The following is a 23,447-nucleotide window of genomic DNA, read 5'->3' as shown; positions in this document are numbered from 1 at the left end:
AAAAGGAGATGGAACGGTGTGTCAAAAAAAATTCCTAATATCTCGGAATCCGAATGGGAGATAATGACGGTACTCTGGAAAGAGGCACCTCTTACTGCCAATGAGATAATTTCCAATCTGCAAGAACGCACGGATTGGAAACCTAAAACAATACGTAGCCTTTTGGATCGCCTTGTCAAAAAGAATGCGGTGGGTGTGAATAAAGAGCAGCGGATTTATACTTTTTACCCGCTTTATACGCAGGATGAATGCCAACATGCAGAAGCGGAATCATTTGTGAAGCGAATTTATGGTGGTACTTTAAAATCGATGCTAGTCCAGTTTATCCAGGAAGATTCCTTATCTGATGAGGATATTAAGGAATTGCGCTCAATATTGGATCCGAAGCCCAAAAAATAAACTAAATTAAAATGCAATGGGACTTTATGAAAAAGACCCAAGCTATCATATTTTCGACCCGATTGGAAAGCTAAAAAACATCGACTCTTAAGGACAGAATCGATGTTTTTTTGACATGTAAGTAGATTACACTCCTATTTTAGAAAGGTCTTTTCAATATCATCGAGCATAATGTTAGCAGCCTTTACACCGCCAGCAGTATTCCAAATAACATCATCAACCTTATATACTTCTCCTCTTTGCGCAACTTCCAGATTGTTAAATAGAGGATCCTCTAACCATTCATTTTCAAGATCAGAAGCAGCTCCGTCCCCAGTTTCGTAAGTAAAGTAAAACAGAATATCGCCATCCATTAATGGCATCTGTTCCTTTGTGGCACCTTTAATTGCAAAATCATCAACATCCTGACTCTCAGGTCTTGCAAATCCAAGTTGATCTAAAATAACGCCGGAAAAAGAATCCTTTTGATAAATACGCACATCTCCGGCCATAAAGCGGACCATTGAGACTTTCATAGTTAATTTATCGCCAAGCTGTTCTTTTAAGTCAGCAATTCTAGTATCGTAAGTCTCGATCACTTCTTTACCTTTCTCTTCTTTATTCACAGCTTTTGAGTAAAGTTCGAAATTGTTTTTCCAGTTACCGCGTAAATCATCCGCAAATACAGTTGGAGCGATTGCGCTTAGTTGTTCGTATATTCCTTCCTGGCGCATTTTATTGCCAATAATTAAGTCAGGTTGCAATGCAGCGATTGCCTCGACGTTTACCTCACTTTCCAAACCAACCACTTTAGTATCTTTCATCTCATCTGCAATATAATCATACCAAGGATCACCTGTCCATGATTGAACAGCGCCTACAGGTGTTACTCCCAGCTCAAGAAGGGCTTCCGTACCTTCATTTGTTAAAATAACTACTCTTTCGGGAGTTTTCGCTATTGTTGTTGTACCCATTGCATGTTCAACCGTATAGCTTGTATCTTCTTTCTTTGAATCACTAGCATTCTCTTCGGATCCGTTGTCATTACTTCCACCACATGCCGTTAAGATCAAAATAAACATGATAGAAAGGATCGATAGAATAGATTTCGATTTCATATGTATTCCTCCTTCAATGTAATGATAATTATTATCATTCATGTGAATATCTTAAGTGCTCCTAAAGAGGGTGTCAACGATTAATTGAAAATGATTCTCAAAATCATTGACAGAGTAGTAGTCCTTACAATAAACTGATTTCAGAAATATAAAACTTTAAGATTTACTTCGAAAGGTAATAAATATGCTATTAAAATCAAATGGGTGGAGGGTAGCGGGGCTCCTTTTTGCTATCTTATTATTCTTATTATTAATGTGTGGAAGTATCGTATATGGTTATACAGATACAACTTGGAAGATCGCCTTGGATGCTTTTCAACATAATAATGGTTCAAACGAACATCTAGTCATTACAACGCTCAGACTACCAAGGGCGTTAATTGCTGCAACAGTCGGCATCAGTCTGGCTATAGCCGGTGTCTTAATGCAGACATTAACGAAAAACCCACTTGCATCTCCGGATATATTTGGGGTAAATGCCGGTGCCGGTTTTGCAGTTGTTATTGGAATAACCGTATTTTCGATGGGAAATTTACAAGCGATTGCATGGGTAGCATTTTTGGGGGCGGCCATTGCTGCAATTGGAGTATATGTTATCGGTTCGATTGGAAGAGAAGGGCTGACACCGATTAAGTTAACGTTAGCAGGTGCAGCTACGGCAGCCATGTTTTCTTCTTTTACACAGGGGTTTCTTGTTCTTGATGAATCTGCTCTGGAGCAGGTTTTATTTTGGTTAGCCGGTTCTGTTCAAGGCCGAAAGTTAGAAATATTAATATCGGTTTTACCCTATTTAATTTTTGGATGGTTAGGTGCTATGCTGATTTCCCCAAAAATGAATGTTCTATCGATGGGAGAAGATGTCGCTAAGAGTTTGGGGCTTCGAACAGGTTTGTTAAAAGTGTGGATGGCCATTGTGATTATTCTATTATCCGGCGGGGCAGTAGCCATTGCCGGTCCCATTGGATTTATAGGAATCGTTATCCCGCATGTAGCAAGATCAATTGTCGGTATTGACCATCGTTGGTTGATTCCGTTTTCAGGTATTCTCGGTGGCATTTTGTTGCTTGCATCTGATATTTTAGCCCGTTATATCATCATGCCTCAAGAGGTTCCGGTAGGGGTTATGACGGCAATTATTGGAACTCCATTCTTTATCTATATTGCTAGAAAGGGGTTTAATGCAAAATGAGTAATCATAAGACCATTAGATTTTTTAACGGAAAAATTTCGTTTTTATTGGATAGACGAGCAATAAAAGTTTTTGCCATAACCGCAATTATAGCCGCAATTATATTTATTATCAGTACAGGAATAGGCGATATGAAAATTAGTCCGCTCACAGTAATAAAAGTATTTTTTGGCGGTGGGACGGATATGGAACAACTGGTAGTGACTTCATTTCGTTTGCCACGCATCATTGTTGCGCTTATGGTAGGCATTTCGTTGGCTGTTGCGGGTGGAATTCTACAGGGGATGATTCGAAATCCATTGGCTTCTCCGGATATTCTCGGCATTACAGGAGGAGCGGCAGTTGCAGTGGTAGGATTTTTAGCCTTTTTCAGTGATGAAAACAATGCATTAACTGTAAGTATTAAATGGATGCCTTTAGCTGCATTTATAGGAGCCGGTGTAATTGCAGGGCTCGTATATATATTAGCATGGAAAAATGGTGTATCTCCATTTCGTCTCATATTAATTGGAATTGGGATATCTGCTCTTATGCAGGCTTTAACAACATTATTGATGGTTATGGGCCCTATCTATCGTGCCAGTCAGGCAAATATTTGGATTACCGGTACTGTAAATGGATCTACTTGGGGGAATGTCAGTGTACTGGTTCCATTGGCTGTATCTCTCGTTTTAATTGCTATGTTCATGACAAGGAACATGAATATTCAAGAACTAGGAGATGAAATTGCGACCGGTGTCGGTAGCCATGTTCAGCGTCAACGTATATTTTTTATGATTGTTAGTACGGCATTAATAGGTGTCTCGGTTGCTTTTGCGGGGGGAATCGGTTTTGTTGGTTTAATGGCACCGCACATGGCAAGAAGGTTGGTTGGTTCGTCCTTCGGTGCTTTATTGCCAGTTTCAGCGCTTATAGGTGGAATTTTAGTGATGTTGGCAGACTTAGCTGGCCGAACACTATTTTCTCCTTTGGAAATCCCAGCTGGGGTCTTTACATCCGCAATCGGTGCGCCTTATTTTATCTATTTACTATATCGGACAAGAAATTCATGAATGAATGTTTAAGGAGTTGACCAAGATGGCCCAAGCAATTGAAACGAAAGAGTTAACACTTTCATATGGAGATTCCATTATTATTGAAGAAATGGATTTACTCATCCCAAAAGGGGAAATCACTGTTTTTATTGGGGGGAACGGTTGCGGTAAATCAACGCTTCTTCGCTCTATTGCCCGACTGTTAAAGCCAAAAACAGGAGCTGTATATTTAGAAGGAACTGCAATTGCGAAGATGTCAACGAAAGATATCGCAAAACAGATGGCCATTCTTCCGCAATCTTCTGTTGCTCCTGAAGGGCTTACCGTTCTTCAGCTTGTAAAACAAGGCCGCTATCCTCATCAAACATGGTTAAAACAATGGACGGAGGAAGATGAGGAAAAAGTAAATGAAGCATTAAAAGCTACAGGGATAGAAGATTTAAAAGACCGAGAAGTAGATTCCCTCTCAGGAGGACAACGCCAAAGGGCATGGATTGCCATGACATTGGCTCAGGACACGGAAATAATTCTTCTTGATGAACCAACAACCTACTTGGATATGGCCCATCAAATTGAAATTCTTGATTTACTATTTGAATTGAATGAGAAAGAAAATAGAACAATTGTGATGGTGCTGCACGATTTGAACTTGGCTTGTCGATATGCACATAATGTTGTCGCAATTAAAAATAAAGAAATTTTTGCTCAAGGTAAACCTGAGAATATAATAGACAGAATTTTAGTAGAAAAAGTATTTGGAATGGAATGTGAAGTTACTATAGATCCTCTTTTTGGAACACCAATGTGTATCCCTTGCGGAAAAGGGAGATGCATACTTAAACAAAGAGAAATAGCACATGTATTATAAATTCAGATGGCGGTCAATAAGAAATTATCTGATATATCCCTTGAGACACTTACCTTGAAGAAGGAAAGTGTCTTTTTTTATGAAATGAATTAGGTCATTGATGAAAAGCAAACGTGTCCATTATCCTGAAGCTAACAAATTATGTTTTAAATTAGAGGACTCCTTTTTGTCTCAAGAATTTTATCATAGAAGGTTGAATTCAATGAGAACAATGGAATTTAATGGTAATAATATCAGAAAATTGAAACTTTATACCAACTTATTCGTAGAGTAGTTAATAAAACAAATCCTTATTCATATTTAATTCAAAGGAGGAATTAAAATGCGAACTCATTACTCCCCTCGTCTAATCTTTTTAGTGCTCGCCATCGTCGCACTTATCAGCATACCTGTTGTCGGAGCAATATTACCGGTGTTCTATGTTCAAACATTTATATTTGATAGAATGGCAATTATCCTTTATCCGGATGGAATTAATTTTAGACTCGTAATGGCTGCTTGCTTTATATTATTTATCGGATTAATGATTCCGGTAATCAAACAGAACAAACTCTTTTATAGCCTTTCAAGTATTATTATTGCAGGTGCCCTCTTCGTATTCTATTTATCAATCTTAAGTTATACGTATATAGGAAATGAACAAGTGGTTTCAAACAAATTGTTCGATGGCAAAACATTTCAATGGTCTGAAATTGAAGAAGTAGTGCTCGAATATTACGTAGATGATATCGGTACACATGAAGAATACATTTTCACTTCAGTTGATGGAAATTCTATTCGAATTCCTTTAAATGATCAGTTCCTACATGAAGATAAAAATGAAATCTACAGAGTGGCAAAACAAAACAATGTAGAATTTATAGAGCGTGAGAAAATGTAATTTAATAAGGATGATTGGCTAATCTGAAAGGTTAATGAACTGAATTCTAACTGTTAGCCAAAAATAACGGTTGGAATTCAGCTTTTTATTAAGGGGGAAGGAGATGGAAGCGTGAAAAGAATTTTATGTTTAGTCATTTGTGTTTTCCTTTTATCTGGTTGTAATTATGAAACGAGAAGTCATGAGTATGTTGGAGAAAGTGATAATTGGGCGATCGATTATAAGTATAAAGTCAAAATCAAAAATGATGAAAATCATAGTGAATATGAGATAAAAATAAATTACAAAGGCGAAATTGATAAATTAGCAAATGGAGAAGCAATACAAGTTACATATAAAATTGGAGAAAAAAGTGGTTCAGAAACTTTCATAGTTAAGGATGCAAGCGAACCATTATATATTGTTAGTCCTGGTAATCTGAATGCTTCTACTTTGGAAGGAAACGAAGTAGGAATAATAACTGTCTCATGGGGTGAAAATTACGAGGAGTTTGAAATTAAGAGTTCAAAAGAATGAAAATTTATAAATAAGCCTTTACCGAAAGGAAAGCATCATAATAGGAGGAGAAATATGACTACAACATATGTTAATTGGGGAGAATCAAGAGTTAAATTGACTTGGGAGAAAAATAGTGTACTCCCTCCAAATGATTTAATTACAAGTGTACATGGATTTTGTTTTTGGGAAGATCAGCTGTTATTAGTCGACTTAATCGATAGGGGATGGGATTTCCCGGGAGGACACATTGAACCTGAGGAAACCCCAGAAGAATGCTTTAAACGGGAAGCTTTGGAAGAAGGTTATATTGAAGGTGAATGTAAGTTGTTGGGGTACATAGTTGTAGACCATACGGAAAATCCAAATTGGGAAGAAAGCAATCCATATCCAAAAGTGGGTTATCAAGTGTTTTACAAAATGGATATTAAAAAGCTCTTACCATTTGAAGGAAGACATGAATCTTCTCAACGGATCTTTATTAATCCTAAGGACATTTCTAACTATTATCCAAAATGGAATATTCTTTATCAGGAAATCCTGGATTGTACTTTATAATCCTCATAACCAATAGTCATAAGGAAAGACACAAAACGTTGTAATTACAACACTTGTGTCTTTCTGCCGTATTCTAGGTAGTGTAAATAAAAGATTTAGTTTACCTTTTTGAGAGAGTGCCAACAAAAGTACCTATCCACACGCCTGCAAAACAGGTAATCGTGAAGTAAGCCAAAAAGATACCATCCCAGCCTCCGACAACATCCTTGCTAAAAATAATTAATCCAACACTAATTAGACTTAAGACAGTGGCGGTTAAAAGTACTACTTTTTTTGAAACTTTACGGGATGTAATATACATTCCAATTGCAAACACAATTCCACAAAGTAATATTGGCGTCCATCCCTCTAACATCAAAGCATTCATTTAATTACCTCCTGTTATGGTATTCCGTAACCTGAGCAATTCATTATTTATATTACTTTCTATTATTAATGTATCGTAATATCATTCGCTTTGCCACCTATAAAATGCTAAATGTGTAATTTCTTCACCCGGATTATGTGGGGGGTGTCCCAAATTTTATAAGGGATAAACTTTAATTTTATGCCAAATAGTCTGCCAATTCTTTGTTTTAATTCGATTTTCATAAATTGAAGCAAGTTCTTTTGTTTCCTTAAAATATGGAGTTGGCTTCACTTTTAAATTTATCACATCATCTATTCCGTACGGACAAGTAAGAACTAAATTATTTTCCTTGTCTAACTTTATTCCTAATGCAGTCGCAGTTTCCGGAAACTTTGAAATTGCATCTTCCGAAGAAGTATAAGGAGGCAGGTTATTGATGATGTGCATTCTTGCTTCATTTTTAACTGACCAGGGGATATTAGGCATTTTACAACTCAAATTAGCCTCTAATTCCTTTTCATAAATTTCATCTATATTCAATTTATCAAAATAGATAACATCAACATCTGGAATTTCAGTGCGATTATTAAATCCGTGTAACGTATCCCAGATTTTCGAACGTACAAATCCCGCACAAATCCACCAGTCAGGCAGATTTAATGTACTTACCAATTTTATAATTTCAATCATATTTTCATCGCTTTTGATTAATTCGATAATATCATCTGTACTATTTAACAAATTGAATGTATCCCCCTTATGACAATTCGAACGTATATTCCTATGTTAACACATTAAACCACAAGGTAGAATATTCATAATGATTTTGGGGAAGTTAATGTTATAATTGGTAAAAATTATAAAAATAGGTGGTTAGGGATGTGCAATATAAATATTGGAATGGAGCATCTGCCATTATTATTAAAAACAACCATGTATTAATGATACGTACAAAAGGTTCTAATAGTTGGAACATTCCTTCCGGGGGAGTAGAAATGGGTGAAACTGCAGAGGGAGCTTGCATACGTGAAATTGCAGAAGAAACGGGATATGAAGCAAAGATTGTAAAAGAATTACATACTAAAAAAACAATTATTAAAGAATATAAAGTAACGACAAAATATTTTTTGTGTGAAATAACGGGTGGGAATATTCAATATCAGGACCCCGATGAAGAAATTGAAGAAATTGCTTGGAAGAATAGCGATGAAATTTCCAAAATAATTCATACATATCCTGAAGACCAAATAATTATTGAAAACTTAATTTCAAATTACGAGGGAAATTAAAATAAGACTATATTCAAAAGGAGAAAAAGATGGGCTATATTAAATCGCTTAGAAGTATTATTGGAACAAGACCGATTATTGCACCCGGATCGGCAATCATTGTGATGAATGAGGAGAATGAGTTATTATTACAATTACGCTCAGACACAAAAGATTGGGGAATTCCTGGAGGCGGTATGGAGTTGGGGGACAGTTTTGAAGAGACAGCTATAAAAGAATTGTATGAAGAAACAGGGCTAATTACAAATCAATTAGAAATATTAGGTGTAGCTTCTGGTAAAGAGTTTTATTATAAATTTCCTCATGGGGATGAAATATATAATGCTACTGTTATTTACAAGGCTGTGGAGATAGGCGGAGAAATGAGAAAAGATGAAGAAAGTTTAGAGCTTGCATATTTTTCACTAGATTCTTTACCTAATTTAAATTATACAACTCGAAAAATTTTAGAAAAGATTGGATACATAAAGTAATATAGTACCGTTTGATACCAAACAATAGCCAACTAACTGAACGTCTCAGTTAATTGGCTATTTTTTATTATTAACGTAGTTTTTTGTATAGGAAGGTTTAGTGTAAATTTTTGAAATCCATTTCCAAAGTAGAAAAATAATAAATGTATTATAAATAACAGAGAAAAATCGAAAAATACATTCGTCATTCCTAAGTTATAGGCTTCAAATATTGATACCATCTGATCTCCCTTATACTGAATCCATTTAAATGGTAAGCCAAAAATCAAAGCGATTATAAAGCTAATCGTGATTATTTTCATTTTTATCATGCCTACACCCCGGTTCTCACTCCTAATATTCCTCTATTATCTTTAAATGTCCTTTTGGATAACCATAATTTAAACCACTGCACTTATTCGCAAGGTTTCCAAGGCCTCTGATTGAACAAAAGTTTTTCTTCTGCATAAGGTAAAAGGTATGACAGGTTTTTTGGGAGGGTATTATGCATTGGGTCACCATTATTATTGTTGGACTAGCGGCTAATTTAGATAATTTGGGGATTGGATTGGCTTATGGAGTAAAAGATACAAGAATCCCTATTTTATCAAACATAATCATTGCTTTTATTTCCATGACTTTTACTTATTTTGCAGTAATAGCTGGCGGTACGTTAAGCGAATATATTTCACCAAATATGGCCAACTATGTAGGAAGTTCTTTATTATGTGTAATAGGGTTATGGACATTATTTTCCAAAAGATTAACTAATCCGGAACCATTTAAAAATCCGGAACTAATTGATTGGGATGATAATCATGTCATTTCTTGGAGAGAAGCAATATACCTTGGACTTATTTTATCATTGAACTGTATGGCAAGTGGACTGGGGATTGGTGCAAACGGCATTTCAGCTCTTTGGACCGTTCTCTCTATAGGATTCTTCTCTTTAGTGACAATTGGAATCGGCAGCCATTTTGGTTATCTCCTTAATAAAACTTTTATCGGTAAGTATTCGACATCGATTTCCGGTTGGTTACTTATTATAATAGGTCTTTATGAAATGCTTGTTTAAGTTCAATGCATATTTTCATAACCCTACAGAATTCTAAATGAAATTCAGCAATTGAATTTCCGTAATATACGGCCGCTTTCCTTATTAAAGGTAAGCGGCTTTTAATTATGTATATTATATAACCCACTGAATCCCAATTAGTTCCAAAAAATATTGAAATAAAGTCCATAACTTGTAATCTTCTTGTAACATACGTAATAGTAATACGTATTTGTATAAATCATAAAATCTGTCAATATTTATTCAGTGGAAGTATACTTTTTTTCTGGATGATTTTGTGAATTTAACAGTTTCGAACCCATTGATTTTATGGAATTTATTAATAGAATGCTATTCTTACCAGTTTATGGACCATTTATTACGTATTTTCTACTGTAACATAGTTTGTGTAGAAGAGGAGGAATTCAAAAATGAATAAAAAATGGTTAGCAACATCACTATGTGCAGCAACATTATTTGCAACATCTATTACTGCGGCTAATGCAGCAGATATAAATAAAGAAGAAAATAAAGGTGCAAATACTCAACATATTCAACTTATTAAAGGTGATCATTATCAAGAGTTGGCTTTAAAATTAATTAAGCAAATTTCAGTAAAAGGCGAATTCGGGATTTTATCAAAAGATGCGATTAATAAAGCTTTAGTTAATATTGATACTAATAAAATAGTTAAAGAGGGCAAAGTAGTAAATACACAAAAAACTACTACTAATAAAGAAGCACAAAAAGAAACGACTACTAAAACAGTGGAAAAAGAGGATAAAGCACCTCAAGCTCAAGCACCAGTAAAAGAAGAAAAAGCTCAAACTGTTACAGAAAATAACGATGCAAAAGCACCTGAAGCATCAACAGAAGAAAAAGCAACACCGGTTACAACGAACAATGATGTAAAAGAAGAGCAAGCACCAGCAAAAGAAACAACTGCACCAGAAACAACGACAAATACACAGGCAACACCTGTGACAAATAACAATAATACACAAGCACCATCAAACTCAAATAACCAACAAACAGAGGCACCAGTAAAAACTACTACGAACAATGCTAGTCAGTCAGTTTCTGAATTTGAAAAACAAGTGGTAGACTTAACAAATGCAGAACGTACAAAAGCAGGTTTAAAACCGCTTGAAATGCACACGTCATTAATGGGTGTAGCTCATGCGAAATCAGCAGATATGGCGAAAAATAATTACTTTTCACATACAAGCCCGACATTTGGAAGCCCGTTCGATCAGATTAAATCTGCAGGGATTTCATACCGTTCTGCTGGAGAAAACATTGCACAAGGCCAAAGAACACCACAACAAGTAGTACAAGCATGGATGGATTCACCAGGTCACCGTCAAAACATTATGAATGCCAATTTCACACATATTGGTGTAGGTTTTGTTGAAGATGGTTACTATTGGACACAACAATTTATCCAACTATAAGAATAAAAATACGATTAGGCTACTTATCGTCCATTCTATGGGCGTTAAGTAGCCTAATTTTTTATTCTGCATTTTTCAAATCAATGCGTAAGTCTTTTCCCCAGAAATTTAGAGAACAAAATAGCAATGATTAAAGCGGGTATCGCATAAATTTGTCCTACTAGCAATTTCCAACCTATTGTATTATAGCCATCAGAAGCTGGTAGAATCACAGCGATTAGACAAACAATTAAGTAAACTAATAGAGGGATAATTTTTTTCATCATCGGTTAATTCACCACCTTATAATTAAATTTAAGTGACTGCCAAAATATCTTGAAATATTTACTAAACCGAATATTTAATGTACAGCACCTTTTCAGTTCATTTCCAAATAGGGTTATGCTTTTTATCATTATACCACCAAAATATAGTAAGCTAATATAAGCAAAATGGGGGATTATTGAAACTAAGGAATATTTCACATAATATTGAGCTACTGAAATGAATTTTATCGAAGGCTATTTTGTGAATAGACTCAAAGGAGAGAAAAAGAAAAACAGCCCAAATTTAACGGGTTCGGTTGATGGGGAGAAAACGCTAAAACGCACAGTGTTGTCTGTGCGTTTTACGTGCCATATTTTATTGTTGCAATTTGTTCGACAATTGCGTCCAATTGATGAAAGGAAATCACTCTATATAGTCAATTAACTTTGCAGGGACTTGTTCAAAAATATAAACTTCAGGATTATTAAAAGGCTTATTTTTCAAATAATCTGCGAGAGTGTTCATACTTGACCAATAATTTTTCACTAAATCTTCCTTTGAAGGCAATCCCTCAATTATACGCCCTTTGCCACCATCATACATGTCCTCTATATAAGCAAATAAATCACTTGATATATCTCGGTTGAAAACCAAAATTTTCTCACTAAACACTGGGAATCGATAGTGGGGACAATCGTCAACTTCTAGGTCTACTCCGAAAGCAACTTTAAAATCAATCCATTTCGGTAAATTTACTGGTCTAAAACGGTCCGTTAAATCTGGAAATAGATTGGCACTATTGGAATACCACTTAGTTGCTGTCTTGTGATTTAATCCTTCCTTTAAAACAGTTTGGGGACTTATATTTTCGTAGAAATCACGGTGAATAACCATATGATATAAAAACAAAAGAGTTCCTCCTTAACTAAATGGAATATTTTAACTATAATCTATTTTGCCATAAGAGGGCTCTATTCCATTCAATGAATTTAACTATTTAGAAAATTATTTTTATATCAATTACTTTTAACAAATTAACAGATGTTTTAATAGTATAATTAACACTGAATTCGCATGGAACATAATTTTAAGCGGTGTTGTGAATTACCATTCTAATAGGTATGCCAATTCACCTGAATTTTAAGTGAAATCGCTGATGTAATAACAAAAACAGGGACATCAATTCATATGCGAATTGCGTCCCCAATTGATATGTTCTCCCCGATTTCCGAACCCGTCAGCCCAAATTGACCTGTCTTATTTAACAATCAATTTTTAATAGAGGCGTTGCTGATTACACGGTGGAAAACCAGATATATCTGCAATCATTGAAAATTCGTACTGTTTCAGTGCAAATTGTGTTTGATACAGATATTCAATAACCATCAACTTTCCGTTTGATACACCACAAAGTACCCCAGATGTCCCCTGACCATTTGCGAAGGATATACCAATCGGTTGTCCTATTAAATAATTAACCTTATGTTGCCATGGTGGCATTGTCATCAACCCTTTCTGTGTAGTTTATGCTTCTGGAAAGGGTATGTGCTACTTCAGGAATATAACCACATTGATTTCGTTCAACATTATTATTTTTAATTTTTTTCGAACGAAATTAAATTTTTTATAGTCTAATAAATAAGGAGGTGGCGTACGTTGGAGAATTTACTTGAAAAAGCTACCGCTGGGGATCAACTAGCGATCCTGGAACTGATTGAACAAGATGAGGAAGTACTTTACCCGATTGCATATACATACTTGAAAAATGAGCAGGATGCCCTTGATGCCATGCAAGAAATGACCTATAAGGCACTGAAAAAAATGCATACCATTAAACAGCCTGAATTTGCGCGTACTTGGCTTGTACGTGTACTAATCAACTGTTGTAAAGATATGCTGAAAAAACGAATCCAAACTGTTGAAATTGAAGAGACCAGCCTTAGTGAAGCGCCAGTTTATAATGACATCAGTCGTCTTCTTAATCTACTTACGCTCACTGAACAACAGTTAGTTTACGCAAAATATTTCCAACAGCTGAAAAACAATGAAATTGCCGAACTGCAAAATATTCCAGAAGGCACCGTTAAATCTCGGCTGCACGCCATTTTAAAGAAACTGCGTAAAGCAGCTGGACAAAAGGAGGATTGGCTATGATTAAAATTCCTAAAGATAAGCTGCGTCAAGGACGTATGGATGCATATACAAAACTGAAAAAAGAACGCCGGCGAAAGAAGCAGTGGCAGGGAATCGCTGCAGTAGCTATCATCTTCCTCAGTTTTTTGCTAACCGTCCGTGTTTCGCCGACGATTGCCAGCTATGCCGCTAAAATCCCTGGTTTAAGTGTTATCGTCGAGCTTGTACAGGAAAATGAGGGGATTAAGGACGCCATTGCCAATGAATATTACGAGGAACTGGGCATACTTGTACAAGGCATGGACGTTACGATTACACTCCAAGGGGCAATTATCGATGAATACGGTATCATGCTCATGTATGATTTTGATTACCCGACGAAAAAAAGCGATCATCATAACTATTACGTGAATATTTACCAAGGCGACCAACGTCTTGAAAACAGCATGTCTCACGGGACACCGGACGACTTAAACGAGCCGGTTGCCCATAGTAGCCATATACTTGAAATGACGCTCGACCAGCCGCTTGATACAACAAACCCTAATTTCCGTGTAGAATTTGAAATGCGGGATGGGGACAAACAAACGATTTCGATTCCATTCTCGTTAAATAAGCCGATTGCCAAAGCCAAGGTAGTAGAACCGAACACAAGTATTACTTCACAAGGTCAACACCTGACAATTAGTAAAATCATTCGGACACCGCTACGCATCCATTTCGAAGTAAAGCCAGATCCATCGAACACGATGCAAATTGTCGCACTTGATAACATATCACTGGAGCTCAAAAACGGCAGAAAACGTGAACTTATACGGAATGGTTTAGTTGGAAGTGGTTCGTTCCGTGAGGGAAAATATACGTTTTACTTACAAAGTAATTACTTCTACGATTCAGATGAACTCATCGTCCGCATCGGTGAAATACAAGCTATTCCAAAAGGCGACGATTATATCGAAGTTGACTTCACCACAAAAGAAGTACTTTACAAACCAGACTTCATTGACTGGGATATTAAAGTTGTTGGCAATGATGTCTATTTAAAAGTACCTGTCAAAGACGACCATGGCCGCCAACCCTTATATCCTGCTGAAAAAGAGGATGGTACACCGCTAAACTCGACAAGTAGCAGTTTCTCTACCTCAGCCTATGAAGGATTTAATTATAAAGAGTATTATGAGCCATACAATGGTAAAGCAAAACTATGGATCAGCTACATTGATAATCCGATAGCGAAGGATGTTGAGGTTAAAATAGACTTGGCAGAATAAAGATAGATCTCAGTTGATTTAGTGAAAAGAAGCATCGATTTCTCCGGGAATGATGCTTCTTTTTTGTAGACTTTTGAGTTAGGAACTTTATTCCATTATTGGCGTTAACTATCTTTAAGGAAGATTTAATTTTGAACAATTGGGGGGGGAGATATGTCTTTAACTTTATTCTTATTTATAGGTTTTATTGGAGTATTACTGGTAACATTTTTCAAAAGGCCGTTAATCAACTTACTTGGAGAAGACAATTTTCTAATAAACAGATTAAAAAATGCTGAATGGTTTCAAAATTATTGGTTAGCCGGATTGTTTCTATTTATTATGAATGCAATCCTATTTTTCTCAACTACCGTTATCATTTATTTGTTAAGTTATTTCTTAATTCCGTATGTACATTTACTTGTGATGGTACTTGCTGTAATCGGAAGTATCTTTTTATGGATAATAATTAATAAGACTTGGCAAGGCACGAAAAGGAACCGCTTAAAGTTGGCAGTAATCGGTAGCAGCTTTTATTTAATCTTGTCTCTGATGTTGATTTATATGTTAGTTACTCTAGAGCCTTCTTTTCCAGGTGATGATCCTTTTATGAGAGCGATTGGAATATTTTTTGGTATTGTGGTCACTACTGTTGCATTTATTTCTTGTTTTATCTTTACGGGATTTTCAAAAACAATTGATGAAAGAGGGTGATAAATAGAATCAGCTTAGATATCAAGGTATCAGTGGTAAATTTTATAAACACAAGGTGGTTAATTTAATGAGTGGAACCGAAATCTTAAATTTATTTGGGTTTAAAGTGAAAGAAGAACCAATAAGCATTTACTCATATTCACCAGTATACCGAGTGAATTATGGTGATCAGGAGGTTGTTGTAAAACGAACACAAAAAAGGGCAGCAAGTGTCATTTCTTATACGACCATGCTAAAAGATAAGGGGATAAATGTTGTAACGCCAGTTAAATTACAAGTTGATAATCCGCAAAAGTATAATGATACAAACTATGTAGTTTATCCATTTATTGAAGGTGAGAAATATTCAGGCAAAGACAATGAAATTTATGAAGCCGGTAAAATGTTAGGACAGATTCACAGCTGTTCACCTGTTACAAATGTATATGACCTCCTTGCGTATGATGTATATGATTTTAATGAAGAAGAAGTAGAAGAGAGTACGGAGGCAATTATTCATCATGCACATAAAGCCGGACTAAAAATTGATCCAGCAATAAACACAAAGTTGATGGAAAGTGTAGCAATTCAGCAGGAACTTTGTAATGCCAATTTACCGCATGTGGCAACGCCTCATGATTATAAAGCAAATAATTTAATATTCACCCCCGCACCATATTTAATTGATCCAGATAATGCGGCATGGATTCCAAAAATATTTGATCTGGCCCTCGCATTACTACTTTTTCATAATGAGCATGAAGAAGCACCAGATCGGGTCTTTACAAGAGGTGAATGGGAACTTTTTTTATCGGGTTACAGAGAGCACATGGACATTACCGATGAGGAAAAAAACTTTTGGGAAATGGCCAAACAGCACGTATTTCTAGATGAAGTGATGTGGTTAATGGCGGAGTATGAGGAGGATTGGCAAAAACTTTCTCAGCAAAAATTATTTAATAGCTTAATTCAAATGTTGTTAAACAGCGCTGACTATAAACTGGTATAAAACGAATACATTATGATACGTAATCAATCTTTTATTAACCCACCACCTCTTCATTCGCATCCAAAACGATTCTTATTGTAAAACCAATAAAAATCGTTTGACACTAATGTTATGTGTATGTTATTATTGAAAATTTGTTAAAAATCCATATACGTGGTAAGGTTAAGAAGGTTACCTTATGGTTGCCAAATATGGAGGTGGATTATTTGTTTCAAATTGGTAAAAATATTATTTATCCAATGCAAGGAGCAGGTATCATTAAAGCCGTAGTAGAAAAGGAAATATCAGGTGAAAAACAACAGTGTTATGTCATAAAAATGTCAATCGGTAATATGCTAATCACGATTCCGAAGGACAAAATATTGAATTCAAGTATACGACCTGTTACTGATATAATGGATTTGAAACACATCATTCACATTTTTCAGCATGGAGAATCCGATAAATTATTGTCGTGGAGACAAAGATATAAAGTGAACTCGGACAAAGTGAAAACGGGTAAAATACTGGAATGTGCTGAAGTTGTACGTGATTTAATGCGTATGAAAGAAGAAAAAGCATTAAATACAAGTGAAAGAGAAATGTTAAATAGCGCGCATCATTTTTTGAGGATTGAACTCGGATTAATTAAAGGGATTACTGAAAATCAAATTAAAAGTTTCGGCTAAAGATAATAAAAGACTTCCAAAAGGGTGCGATTCTTAAAAAGAGTTGTGCCTTTTTCAATTGATTGATTTCGTGAAGAGAATCATTGAATACTCGAAACAAAACCGCTTAAAGCCGATAATTTTTAACATACTACATATAAGATTAAAAATTAAAGGTGTGGATGGATTGAAAAGAGCAGTGTTTTTAGATCGGGACGGCGTAATTAACGAAGTGCTGACGAAGCGGGTGAAATTTGTAAATGAACCGAAGCAATTTTACTTTTTGCCTGGAGCAGAAGAAGCGATTAAAAATTTAAATGACTGTTTTGATTATGTGTTTGTCGTGACGAACCAAGGCGGAATCGGATTAGGTTATATGAAGGAAAAGCAGTTACAGAGAGTTCATGACTATATGGTGGCCGAGTTGAAGAAAAAGGGTGCAACGATTCATGAGGTTGCCTATTGTCCGCATAAACCAAAGGCCGGGTGTGAATGCAGAAAACCTAACAGCAAAATGATTTTGGATTTAGGTGAAAAATACAACATTGATCTGGAAAAATCCTATATGGTCGGTGACACGGATACGGATATTCAGGCAGGGAAGAAAGCCGGGACAAAAGCTGTCTTTATTGGTGAAAGTGATCCATTGGCAGATGCAGTGTTTCCCAATTTACAGGAAGCAGCACAATGGATTATTCATGATGCAAATAATGATTAGAAATAACCCGCAGAGGAAACCTTTGCGGGTTATTTTTAATGTCGTTTCTCTTTGTTGCAGCTGCCCTGCTACCCATTAATCATAAGTCTGAACATAAAATCCATTTTCCTCAGACCATTCCGCATAATAAATCTTCGTGATATCCTCGTAGCCTTCCTCTTTTAATTGCTGAATGATCCAGCGCTTGTCTTTTCCGATTTGTGCCAAAACTCTTTCTTCAATTCGCCCTTCATCGACAAGCAGATGAGTGAGCACACCACCGGAATCTTCCCCGGATGAATCCTTTTTCAATATGCTGATTTGCCCACCAGGTTCCAAAAGAGCATATTTTACTTCCCTAACCGAAAAAACACCTTGCATCCGCAGCAACGAACGCAGCTGTTCGGATTCCATTTTGTTTTTCTCTAATTCTTTAATATCCAACTTCCCATTATTTACAAGAAAAGACGGCTCTCCTTTAATGATCGGGCGCAGTTTTTCGAATTTCCTGACAAGAAAATCGGTTAAAAGATAGAGCGCAGTCCATAATCCAATCGTATAGAGGACATCCCAAATCTTCACTTTTTCATCGTATACCCCTTCTTCCAATGTTCCACCGAGAATCACGATAAACACAAAATCGAATGGGGTGACTTCAGTAAGCTCTTTTTTTCCGATAAAGCGGATCACAACCATGAGTGCGATAAACCCGGCAATGATTTTAATCGTAATTGCTGTAATCATGTATTTCACTCTCCTATTATCCTTTGAATACCCTGAAGCCTGTCAATGTAAGCTGGTCTTAAATCACTAGCGTTTCCTGTTTTAAAGGGATTGAAGGAGTATGAATGAGTTGAATCGAAATGATTAGTAGAGGTTTAAAAGCAAGCTTTGCAACAAAAATAACAACTCGGGAGCGATGAGGAGGGAAAGAAATGCGAAGATACCCTGACTGTCCTGTTATTACAAAATCAATTGTTGTTGGAGGGCTGTCGAAAGCCGATCTTATTCAAAAACTGCAACAATCGTCTATTTCATTGAACCAATATGGTGAGAGATTATTATATGATGATCGGTTTACCATTACCGAAACAGCATATAGCGTGGAAATTGTTGAACTATCCGTTAGGGACCTTGGCTTTCCGAATGGCGCAACATTACCTGAAATCTTTAGACAAGCGAACGAACTGGGCTTGCAGTTATGTCCGCCTGAGTTGGGACCATACCTACGACTGGAATATGTAGACCAAGATGAGGGGAATTCAGGGGATCTTTCACAAAAAAATGAGGCACCTTCAGGATCTGTCACCATTGCATCAGAATTAATAAGTAATGAAGAAAGTTTTCCGAAAGGATTTTATGTCCGGAAAGTTGACGGCATATTATGGCTGCGCGGATATGTAGCTGACAACTTGCATGTGTGGAATCCCGATAACCGGTTTGTCTTCAAATCAGACAAGCTAAAATAGGAAACGATATTAGTGAAGTTTTTGGTGGAGCTTACCCAATGTCATGGAAATGGTTTACGTTCCTTTGAAGTCTCCTGGAATGTGAACCTTTGTAGGTGTTTTTGTGTTCAGTAACGAATAACTATATTGAGGTGGTCCAATTGCTGAAGGAAAAATCAGAAATAGTAGTGCATCATCAAAACGTCATAACTTTTATACATAGTTTGAAATCAGTTGATGAAAATCGATTAAGAAAACCAATTGGGGAAGGTAAATGGTCCATTATAGAAATAGTCGGTCACTTTTACCCTTGGGATGAATTTGTGTTACAGCAAAGAATTCCCTATATATTTTCAGGTGAACACTTACCGGAAGCTCCGGGTATCGCGGAGCTAAATGACCAATCTTCTTTACAAGCCAGAACAGAAGCTGTAGAAAATACATTGGAAAAATGTATTCACGTAAGGCAAGACTTATTAAGTCTGCTAAAGCAAATTCCTGAAGATGACTGGCTGATCCCAATACAGATTAACCAATCAACGTTAACGTTTTACGAATACTTAAAAGGCTTAATGGAACATGATATCCATCATTTAAATCAAATGAAATCTACTATCTAAAACAGATTATAATGCTAGTTAAATAAATTTATATTACATTATTTCATGGTATTCACATTGGAGGCACTGTTGATGTTGAAATTGATAATTGCTTTATTAGCATTGATCGGTGGTTCGGCCGTTGCGATACAAAGTCAAATCAATGCCTTATTCAGTAAAAAAGTAGGTGTATTGGAAAGTGCCACCGTCTCGTTCATGGTAGGGGCCCTTGCCTTATTCTTTTTAGCTTTCTTTTTCGGTAAAGGGAATTTTTTAAATGTATTTACTGTTCCAAAATGGCAGTTAATCGGAGGATTATTGGGCGCATTCTTTATTGTCATCAATATCTATTCTGTTAATTTAATCGGAGTAGCTGCAACGTTTATGGCGGTTATCATTGGTCAGATTTTTGTCGGCGCGATTATTGATCATTTTGGCCTTTTTGGTGGGGTTATCTATCCGATGAATATGACGAAACTCATTGCCCTTGCGTTAATGTTTGCCGGGATTTATTTGTTTAATAAAGCTTAAATGGAAATTTTCTGTATAGTATATGAAACTTATTTGGTTTCCCTTCGTAGGTATATTTATGGAGGGAAATGAATGAAGAAAATATGGTGGATAATTATTAATGGGGTTTGGCTTGTCTTGTTTAGTGGCTTAGCTATATTTATTTATTTTAGAGAAGTAGATGCTGCAGGTGTAGTCCAAACATCTGAGCTTAGATGGCTTTCCTTGGCATTGTTAGGTGTAGTGTTTATTTTCATTACCATCGTCCAACTTATATTTTTATTTTTTTTAAAGAAACGAAAAAGTTAATAGCTTATAATATTTAAGGCGCTTTCCGTAATAAGGGAAGCGTTTTTTTTTTAAAGCCAAATGTTCTTCTCGGATGTCTAATAAATGTAAAACGAAAATGAAGGGAGGAATTGCGATGAATATGAAGCTCTTAGTAAAAAAAGCTCAAAAAGGAAATGACAAAGCATACTTAGAGCTTTTCCAACAATATGAAGCAGATATTTATCGAATGGCCTATGTCTATGTAAAAAATAAAAATGATGCTTTAGATGTTGTTCAAGAAGTAGCGTATCAGTCATTCAAAAATATTCGCACTTTGAATAAACCGGAATATTTCAAGACATGGCTTATGAAAATTACAATCAATTGTGCCTTGAACGTAATTAATAAAAATAAAAAAGTAGTGCCACTCATACCTCAGTTTGAAGTACATACGGAAGAAGGAGTTGAAGATATTGCCATGTCTTTATCGTTACGGGAACTAATGGATATTTTGCAGGAAGATGAGAAAAGCGTGATTTTACTGAAGTATTATAATGACCGTACGTTAAAGGAAATTTCGGATATTCTGGACATCCCGCTCGGAACAGCCAAATCGATTTTGTACCGTGCTCTGAATAAGCTTCGCCAAAATTTAAAGGAGGTAGAGAACTATGGGGAATCATTTTAAAGAGGATATAGATAAAATTGAAATCCCGTTCCAGCTTCATGAAAGAAGCAAAAAAGGCATAAAGGCAGCCAAATCGGAAATGGGCGGAACGGTGAAACGTTTTGTGAAAAAACGAATTGCAATTACGATCATGGCTGCCTGCTTAATGGTTCCAACTGGAGCATTTGCGTATCAGTCTTTACTTGCAGATGATCTATACGGATCGTTTGATAATGTGAAAAAACATATAGCAAATATTACAATGAAAAGTTATTTACTATTTGATGCAAAATTGTCCCAGGCAAAAGGTGACCTCGGAAAAGAACAATTCGAACAGTTTAAAGAAATACTCCATGTCATTACAGATGCAAAACTTGAATTTGGCGATAAAAACGGAAATATCGATTATTCTAAGGTGTCTGAAGAAAAACTGAAGGAAGTTAAAGCGGCCATTTATGAAATCCAACCGTACTTTGATAAGTTAAATAATCAGCCATCGAGTAAAGAAATTTTAACACCTGAAGAATATGAGCAATATATTCAGGCGTTATTAACCTTTGAAACAGTTATGGCACAATTAGGTGTTTCTTCACCACCAAAAGTAGAGATGGTTCCTGCAGATGCACAAGAAGAATTTTTAAAGGCTCGTGCCGTATTGGATTACGTGAATGAAAAACAAATGGGGAATTAATGGAGACAATCAGCTTGGGCTATTCAAGCTGATTTTTTTATGAATGTAATATCACCTGGGAAATTTATGCTAAAATTTAGTTAGATTTAGGAATGAAAACTTATTAAAAACAGGTGAATAGAGGGAGCATTTATATGGAAATTCTATTAGTCGGAACATGTCACCTTAGCGATACTTCAGACTTGAACACTTTATCGGTAAAGGATAAAAGGAAATATAATGATCGCGATTTTGAAAAGTTGGCCATTGATCTTGCGAAGTTCCAAGCGGATCAAGTGTTTGTCGAATATCCATTTCATTTACAAGAATATCTGAATTCAGTTTACCGCTCGGCAGAAGTAGAAGAAGTAAATGAAGATTTCAAAGAAAATGAGATTTATCAAATTGGATTCCGGTTAGCGAAAAAGCTTGGACATGATGCCATTTATGCTGTGGATTGGAACGAGCAGCCGGAAGAATCGATCGATCTGGGTCTCGTAGCAGAAGGGCAATCGAAAACAGAGTTCGAGGAAATAATGAACCGTGTACAATTTGTGCTCGAAAAGCTCTCTACTATCATTCAGCAAGGGGATATCATCGAACTGTACAAATATATTAATACACAACAATACAATGTAAATGATCATCAAGTCTATGTGGATTTAATGCAGCTCGACGATAAAATTGCATTTGAGTGGGTGACGAAATACTGGTATTACCGGAATTTAAAAATCGTCCGTAATATAAAAAAATCCACTCTTCCTGAAACAAAACGAGCTGTTATTTTATATGGAAGCGCACATAACTATCTACTTAAACAACTGCTGGAAGAGGACGAATCCATAAAAGTCATTCCGTACGGGCATTGGTCGGAATAAGGGGGGCGAGCTGTATAAATTGGGAAAACGAGTTGAGGTACTCAACAGAAAATTAGAAGTAATTGGCCAGATAAAGGGGTTAGGAACAACATGATTACATTAAGAAATGTGCAAAAGACAGATTTAGAAGAGCTGATCGTCATTGAAAATGAAGGCTTTACAAAAGAAGAGGCGGCTACAAGGGAAGCCTTTGTGGAAAGAATCCAGCTGATTGCGGATACGTTTATAGTTGCTGAAAAAGACGGAGAGATTGTTGGTTATATTAACGGTCCAGTAATTCCTCAACTCTACATAACGGATGACCTTTTTGAAGAGATTAATGAAAATCCTAAAAAAGGCGGCTATCAGAGTATTTTAGGTGTAGCTGTCTCTAAAAAGGCAAGAAAACAAGGCATCGCTCGAATACTATTTGATAAAATGGAACGGCTCGTAATTGAAAATGAACGCCAAGGAATCACGTTAACATGCAAACAGGAATTAGTTCCTTTTTATGAAAAACTCGGATTTATGAATCACGGCATTTCCGATTCACAGCACGGTGGCGTCAGCTGGTATAACATGGTCAAGCTGCAATAGAATATGGATTAATGATAAGGGGGGATTTCGTTGTTT

At 36.0% G+C, this 23,447-nt stretch carries 32 protein-coding genes; 25 read left to right on the top strand and 7 right to left on the bottom strand.

Annotation, left to right across the window (positions count from 1 at the left end):
* Positions 1–18 precede the first annotated feature (18 nt).
* Positions 19–399: a penicillinase repressor BlaI gene (blaI, locus tag MKY51_RS09865; protein ID WP_339171515.1), complete on the top strand. Its 381-nt coding sequence runs from the start codon at positions 19–21 to the stop codon at positions 397–399.
* A 134-nt stretch (positions 400–533) separates the two neighbouring features.
* Here blaI and MKY51_RS09860 read toward each other — a convergent pair whose 3' ends face one another.
* The gene (locus MKY51_RS09860; protein WP_339171512.1) at positions 534–1,496 is read right to left on the bottom strand and encodes an iron-siderophore ABC transporter substrate-binding protein; all 963 of its coding nucleotides are present in this window, start codon (positions 1,494–1,496) and stop codon (positions 534–536) included.
* Positions 1,497–1,680: 184 nt separating this feature from the next.
* Here MKY51_RS09860 and MKY51_RS09855 point away from each other — a divergent pair, with 184 nt between their 5' ends.
* The 6 genes from MKY51_RS09855 (at position 1,681) to MKY51_RS09830 (ending at position 6,520) form a co-directional block, all read left to right on the top strand.
* Positions 1,681–2,685 (top strand): iron ABC transporter permease, encoded by a 1,005-nt coding sequence (locus MKY51_RS09855; RefSeq protein ID WP_339171510.1) that lies wholly within the window; start codon positions 1,681–1,683, stop codon positions 2,683–2,685.
* A complete protein-coding gene (locus MKY51_RS09850) occupies positions 2,682–3,737 on the top strand; it encodes an iron ABC transporter permease (RefSeq protein ID WP_339171508.1) in 1,056 nt (351 codons plus the stop codon). The genes MKY51_RS09855 and MKY51_RS09850 overlap by 4 nt, the downstream gene beginning before the upstream one ends.
* 25 nt (positions 3,738–3,762) lie before the next feature.
* Positions 3,763–4,587 carry an ABC transporter ATP-binding protein gene (locus MKY51_RS09845; RefSeq protein WP_339171507.1) on the top strand — a complete coding sequence of 275 codons (825 nt, stop codon included), beginning with the start codon at positions 3,763–3,765 and terminating at the stop codon, positions 4,585–4,587.
* Between the two features lie 322 nt (positions 4,588–4,909).
* Entirely contained in the window at positions 4,910–5,467 is a 558-nt protein-coding gene (locus tag MKY51_RS09840; protein ID WP_339171505.1) for a hypothetical protein, read from the top strand.
* A gap of 111 nt (positions 5,468–5,578) precedes the next feature.
* Positions 5,579–5,983 (top strand): hypothetical protein, encoded by a 405-nt coding sequence (locus MKY51_RS09835; RefSeq protein ID WP_339171502.1) that lies wholly within the window; start codon positions 5,579–5,581, stop codon positions 5,981–5,983.
* Positions 5,984–6,037: 54 nt separating this feature from the next.
* Positions 6,038–6,520 (top strand): NUDIX domain-containing protein, encoded by a 483-nt coding sequence (locus tag MKY51_RS09830; protein WP_339171500.1) that lies wholly within the window; start codon positions 6,038–6,040, stop codon positions 6,518–6,520.
* A gap of 100 nt (positions 6,521–6,620) precedes the next feature.
* Here the strand turns inward: MKY51_RS09830 and MKY51_RS09825 are convergent, their stop codons facing one another.
* Both MKY51_RS09825 and MKY51_RS09820 read right to left on the bottom strand, forming a co-directional pair.
* The gene (locus MKY51_RS09825) at positions 6,621–6,887 is read right to left on the bottom strand and encodes a YesK family protein (protein ID WP_339171497.1); all 267 of its coding nucleotides are present in this window, start codon (positions 6,885–6,887) and stop codon (positions 6,621–6,623) included.
* Positions 6,888–7,043: 156 nt separating this feature from the next.
* Complete coding sequence (locus MKY51_RS09820) at positions 7,044–7,610, bottom strand: nucleotidyltransferase family protein (RefSeq protein WP_339171495.1); 567 nt, start codon at positions 7,608–7,610, stop codon at positions 7,044–7,046.
* A gap of 140 nt (positions 7,611–7,750) precedes the next feature.
* On the opposite strand from MKY51_RS09820, the gene MKY51_RS09815 reads away from it, so the two are divergent.
* The 4 genes from MKY51_RS09815 to MKY51_RS09800 all read left to right on the top strand — a co-directional run bounded on the left by MKY51_RS09815 (position 7,751) and on the right by MKY51_RS09800 (position 11,118).
* Entirely contained in the window at positions 7,751–8,158 is a 408-nt protein-coding gene (locus MKY51_RS09815; protein ID WP_339171491.1) for an NUDIX hydrolase, read from the top strand.
* Positions 8,159–8,187: 29 nt separating this feature from the next.
* Positions 8,188–8,631, top strand: a complete 444-nt coding sequence (locus tag MKY51_RS09810; RefSeq protein WP_339171489.1) for an NUDIX hydrolase — start codon at positions 8,188–8,190, stop codon at positions 8,629–8,631.
* A gap of 484 nt (positions 8,632–9,115) precedes the next feature.
* Positions 9,116–9,685, top strand: a complete 570-nt coding sequence (locus MKY51_RS09805; RefSeq protein WP_339171486.1) for a manganese efflux pump — start codon at positions 9,116–9,118, stop codon at positions 9,683–9,685.
* A gap of 410 nt (positions 9,686–10,095) precedes the next feature.
* Positions 10,096–11,118: a CAP domain-containing protein gene (locus MKY51_RS09800; protein WP_339171484.1), complete on the top strand. Its 1,023-nt coding sequence runs from the start codon at positions 10,096–10,098 to the stop codon at positions 11,116–11,118.
* A gap of 80 nt (positions 11,119–11,198) precedes the next feature.
* Here the strand turns inward: MKY51_RS09800 and MKY51_RS09795 are convergent, their stop codons facing one another.
* The 3 genes from MKY51_RS09795 to MKY51_RS09785 form a co-directional block, all read right to left on the bottom strand.
* Complete coding sequence (locus MKY51_RS09795) at positions 11,199–11,381, bottom strand: DUF4017 family protein (protein ID WP_339176607.1); 183 nt, start codon at positions 11,379–11,381, stop codon at positions 11,199–11,201.
* Positions 11,382–11,787: 406 nt separating this feature from the next.
* Positions 11,788–12,273, bottom strand: coding sequence for a hypothetical protein (locus MKY51_RS09790; protein WP_339171482.1), 486 nt, complete (start codon positions 12,271–12,273; stop codon positions 11,788–11,790).
* A 366-nt stretch (positions 12,274–12,639) separates the two neighbouring features.
* Complete coding sequence (locus MKY51_RS09785) at positions 12,640–12,870, bottom strand: hypothetical protein (protein WP_339171479.1); 231 nt, start codon at positions 12,868–12,870, stop codon at positions 12,640–12,642.
* A 150-nt stretch (positions 12,871–13,020) separates the two neighbouring features.
* Between MKY51_RS09785 and MKY51_RS09780 the strand changes: the two genes are divergently transcribed.
* From MKY51_RS09780 to MKY51_RS09755, 6 genes are all read left to right on the top strand, one after another.
* Positions 13,021–13,518 carry a sigma-70 family RNA polymerase sigma factor gene (locus tag MKY51_RS09780; protein ID WP_339171476.1) on the top strand — a complete coding sequence of 166 codons (498 nt, stop codon included), beginning with the start codon at positions 13,021–13,023 and terminating at the stop codon, positions 13,516–13,518.
* On the top strand, positions 13,515–14,768 hold the full coding sequence (locus MKY51_RS09775) for a DUF4179 domain-containing protein (RefSeq protein WP_339171473.1): 1,254 nt from the start codon (positions 13,515–13,517) through the stop codon (positions 14,766–14,768). The genes MKY51_RS09780 and MKY51_RS09775 overlap by 4 nt, the downstream gene beginning before the upstream one ends.
* A 153-nt stretch (positions 14,769–14,921) precedes the next feature.
* The gene (locus MKY51_RS09770) at positions 14,922–15,461 is read left to right on the top strand and encodes a hypothetical protein (RefSeq protein ID WP_339171471.1); all 540 of its coding nucleotides are present in this window, start codon (positions 14,922–14,924) and stop codon (positions 15,459–15,461) included.
* A gap of 67 nt (positions 15,462–15,528) precedes the next feature.
* Complete coding sequence (locus MKY51_RS09765; protein ID WP_339171469.1) at positions 15,529–16,449, top strand: phosphotransferase; 921 nt, start codon at positions 15,529–15,531, stop codon at positions 16,447–16,449.
* A gap of 191 nt (positions 16,450–16,640) precedes the next feature.
* A complete protein-coding gene (locus MKY51_RS09760) occupies positions 16,641–17,117 on the top strand; it encodes a CarD family transcriptional regulator (RefSeq protein ID WP_339171467.1) in 477 nt (158 codons plus the stop codon).
* A gap of 166 nt (positions 17,118–17,283) precedes the next feature.
* Positions 17,284–17,814: an HAD family hydrolase gene (locus MKY51_RS09755; protein WP_339171465.1), complete on the top strand. Its 531-nt coding sequence runs from the start codon at positions 17,284–17,286 to the stop codon at positions 17,812–17,814.
* 75 nt (positions 17,815–17,889) lie between these two features.
* Here the strand turns inward: MKY51_RS09755 and MKY51_RS09750 are convergent, their stop codons facing one another.
* The gene (locus tag MKY51_RS09750; protein ID WP_339171463.1) at positions 17,890–18,537 is read right to left on the bottom strand and encodes a DUF421 domain-containing protein; all 648 of its coding nucleotides are present in this window, start codon (positions 18,535–18,537) and stop codon (positions 17,890–17,892) included.
* A gap of 191 nt (positions 18,538–18,728) precedes the next feature.
* Here MKY51_RS09750 and MKY51_RS09745 point away from each other — a divergent pair, with 191 nt between their 5' ends.
* From MKY51_RS09745 to MKY51_RS09710, 8 genes are all read left to right on the top strand, one after another.
* Entirely contained in the window at positions 18,729–19,262 is a 534-nt protein-coding gene (locus MKY51_RS09745; protein ID WP_339171460.1) for a helicase, read from the top strand.
* 140 nt (positions 19,263–19,402) lie between these two features.
* Positions 19,403–19,861: a DinB family protein gene (locus tag MKY51_RS09740; RefSeq protein WP_339171457.1), complete on the top strand. Its 459-nt coding sequence runs from the start codon at positions 19,403–19,405 to the stop codon at positions 19,859–19,861.
* A gap of 72 nt (positions 19,862–19,933) precedes the next feature.
* Positions 19,934–20,371 carry a DMT family transporter gene (locus tag MKY51_RS09735; protein WP_339171454.1) on the top strand — a complete coding sequence of 146 codons (438 nt, stop codon included), beginning with the start codon at positions 19,934–19,936 and terminating at the stop codon, positions 20,369–20,371.
* A gap of 72 nt (positions 20,372–20,443) precedes the next feature.
* Positions 20,444–20,659: a DUF3923 family protein gene (locus MKY51_RS09730; RefSeq protein ID WP_339171452.1), complete on the top strand. Its 216-nt coding sequence runs from the start codon at positions 20,444–20,446 to the stop codon at positions 20,657–20,659.
* A gap of 115 nt (positions 20,660–20,774) precedes the next feature.
* Positions 20,775–21,308, top strand: coding sequence for a sigma-70 family RNA polymerase sigma factor (locus tag MKY51_RS09725; RefSeq protein WP_339171449.1), 534 nt, complete (start codon positions 20,775–20,777; stop codon positions 21,306–21,308).
* Positions 21,292–21,978 carry a DUF3600 domain-containing protein gene (locus MKY51_RS09720; protein ID WP_339171447.1) on the top strand — a complete coding sequence of 229 codons (687 nt, stop codon included), beginning with the start codon at positions 21,292–21,294 and terminating at the stop codon, positions 21,976–21,978. Before MKY51_RS09725 ends, MKY51_RS09720 begins: the two co-directional genes overlap by 17 nt.
* 134 nt (positions 21,979–22,112) lie before the next feature.
* Positions 22,113–22,835 (top strand): DUF5694 domain-containing protein, encoded by a 723-nt coding sequence (locus MKY51_RS09715; RefSeq protein ID WP_339171445.1) that lies wholly within the window; start codon positions 22,113–22,115, stop codon positions 22,833–22,835.
* A 90-nt stretch (positions 22,836–22,925) separates the two neighbouring features.
* Positions 22,926–23,411, top strand: a complete 486-nt coding sequence (locus MKY51_RS09710) for a GNAT family N-acetyltransferase (protein WP_339171442.1) — start codon at positions 22,926–22,928, stop codon at positions 23,409–23,411.
* Positions 23,412–23,447: the final 36 nt, after the last annotated feature.

Source organism: Solibacillus sp. FSL R5-0691 (assembly GCF_037974225.1).
In the GTDB taxonomy this organism is placed as follows: domain Bacteria; phylum Bacillota; class Bacilli; order Bacillales_A; family Planococcaceae; genus Solibacillus.
Note: the sequence above shows the minus strand (reverse complement) of the source record. Positions and strands in the feature narration are given on the sequence as shown.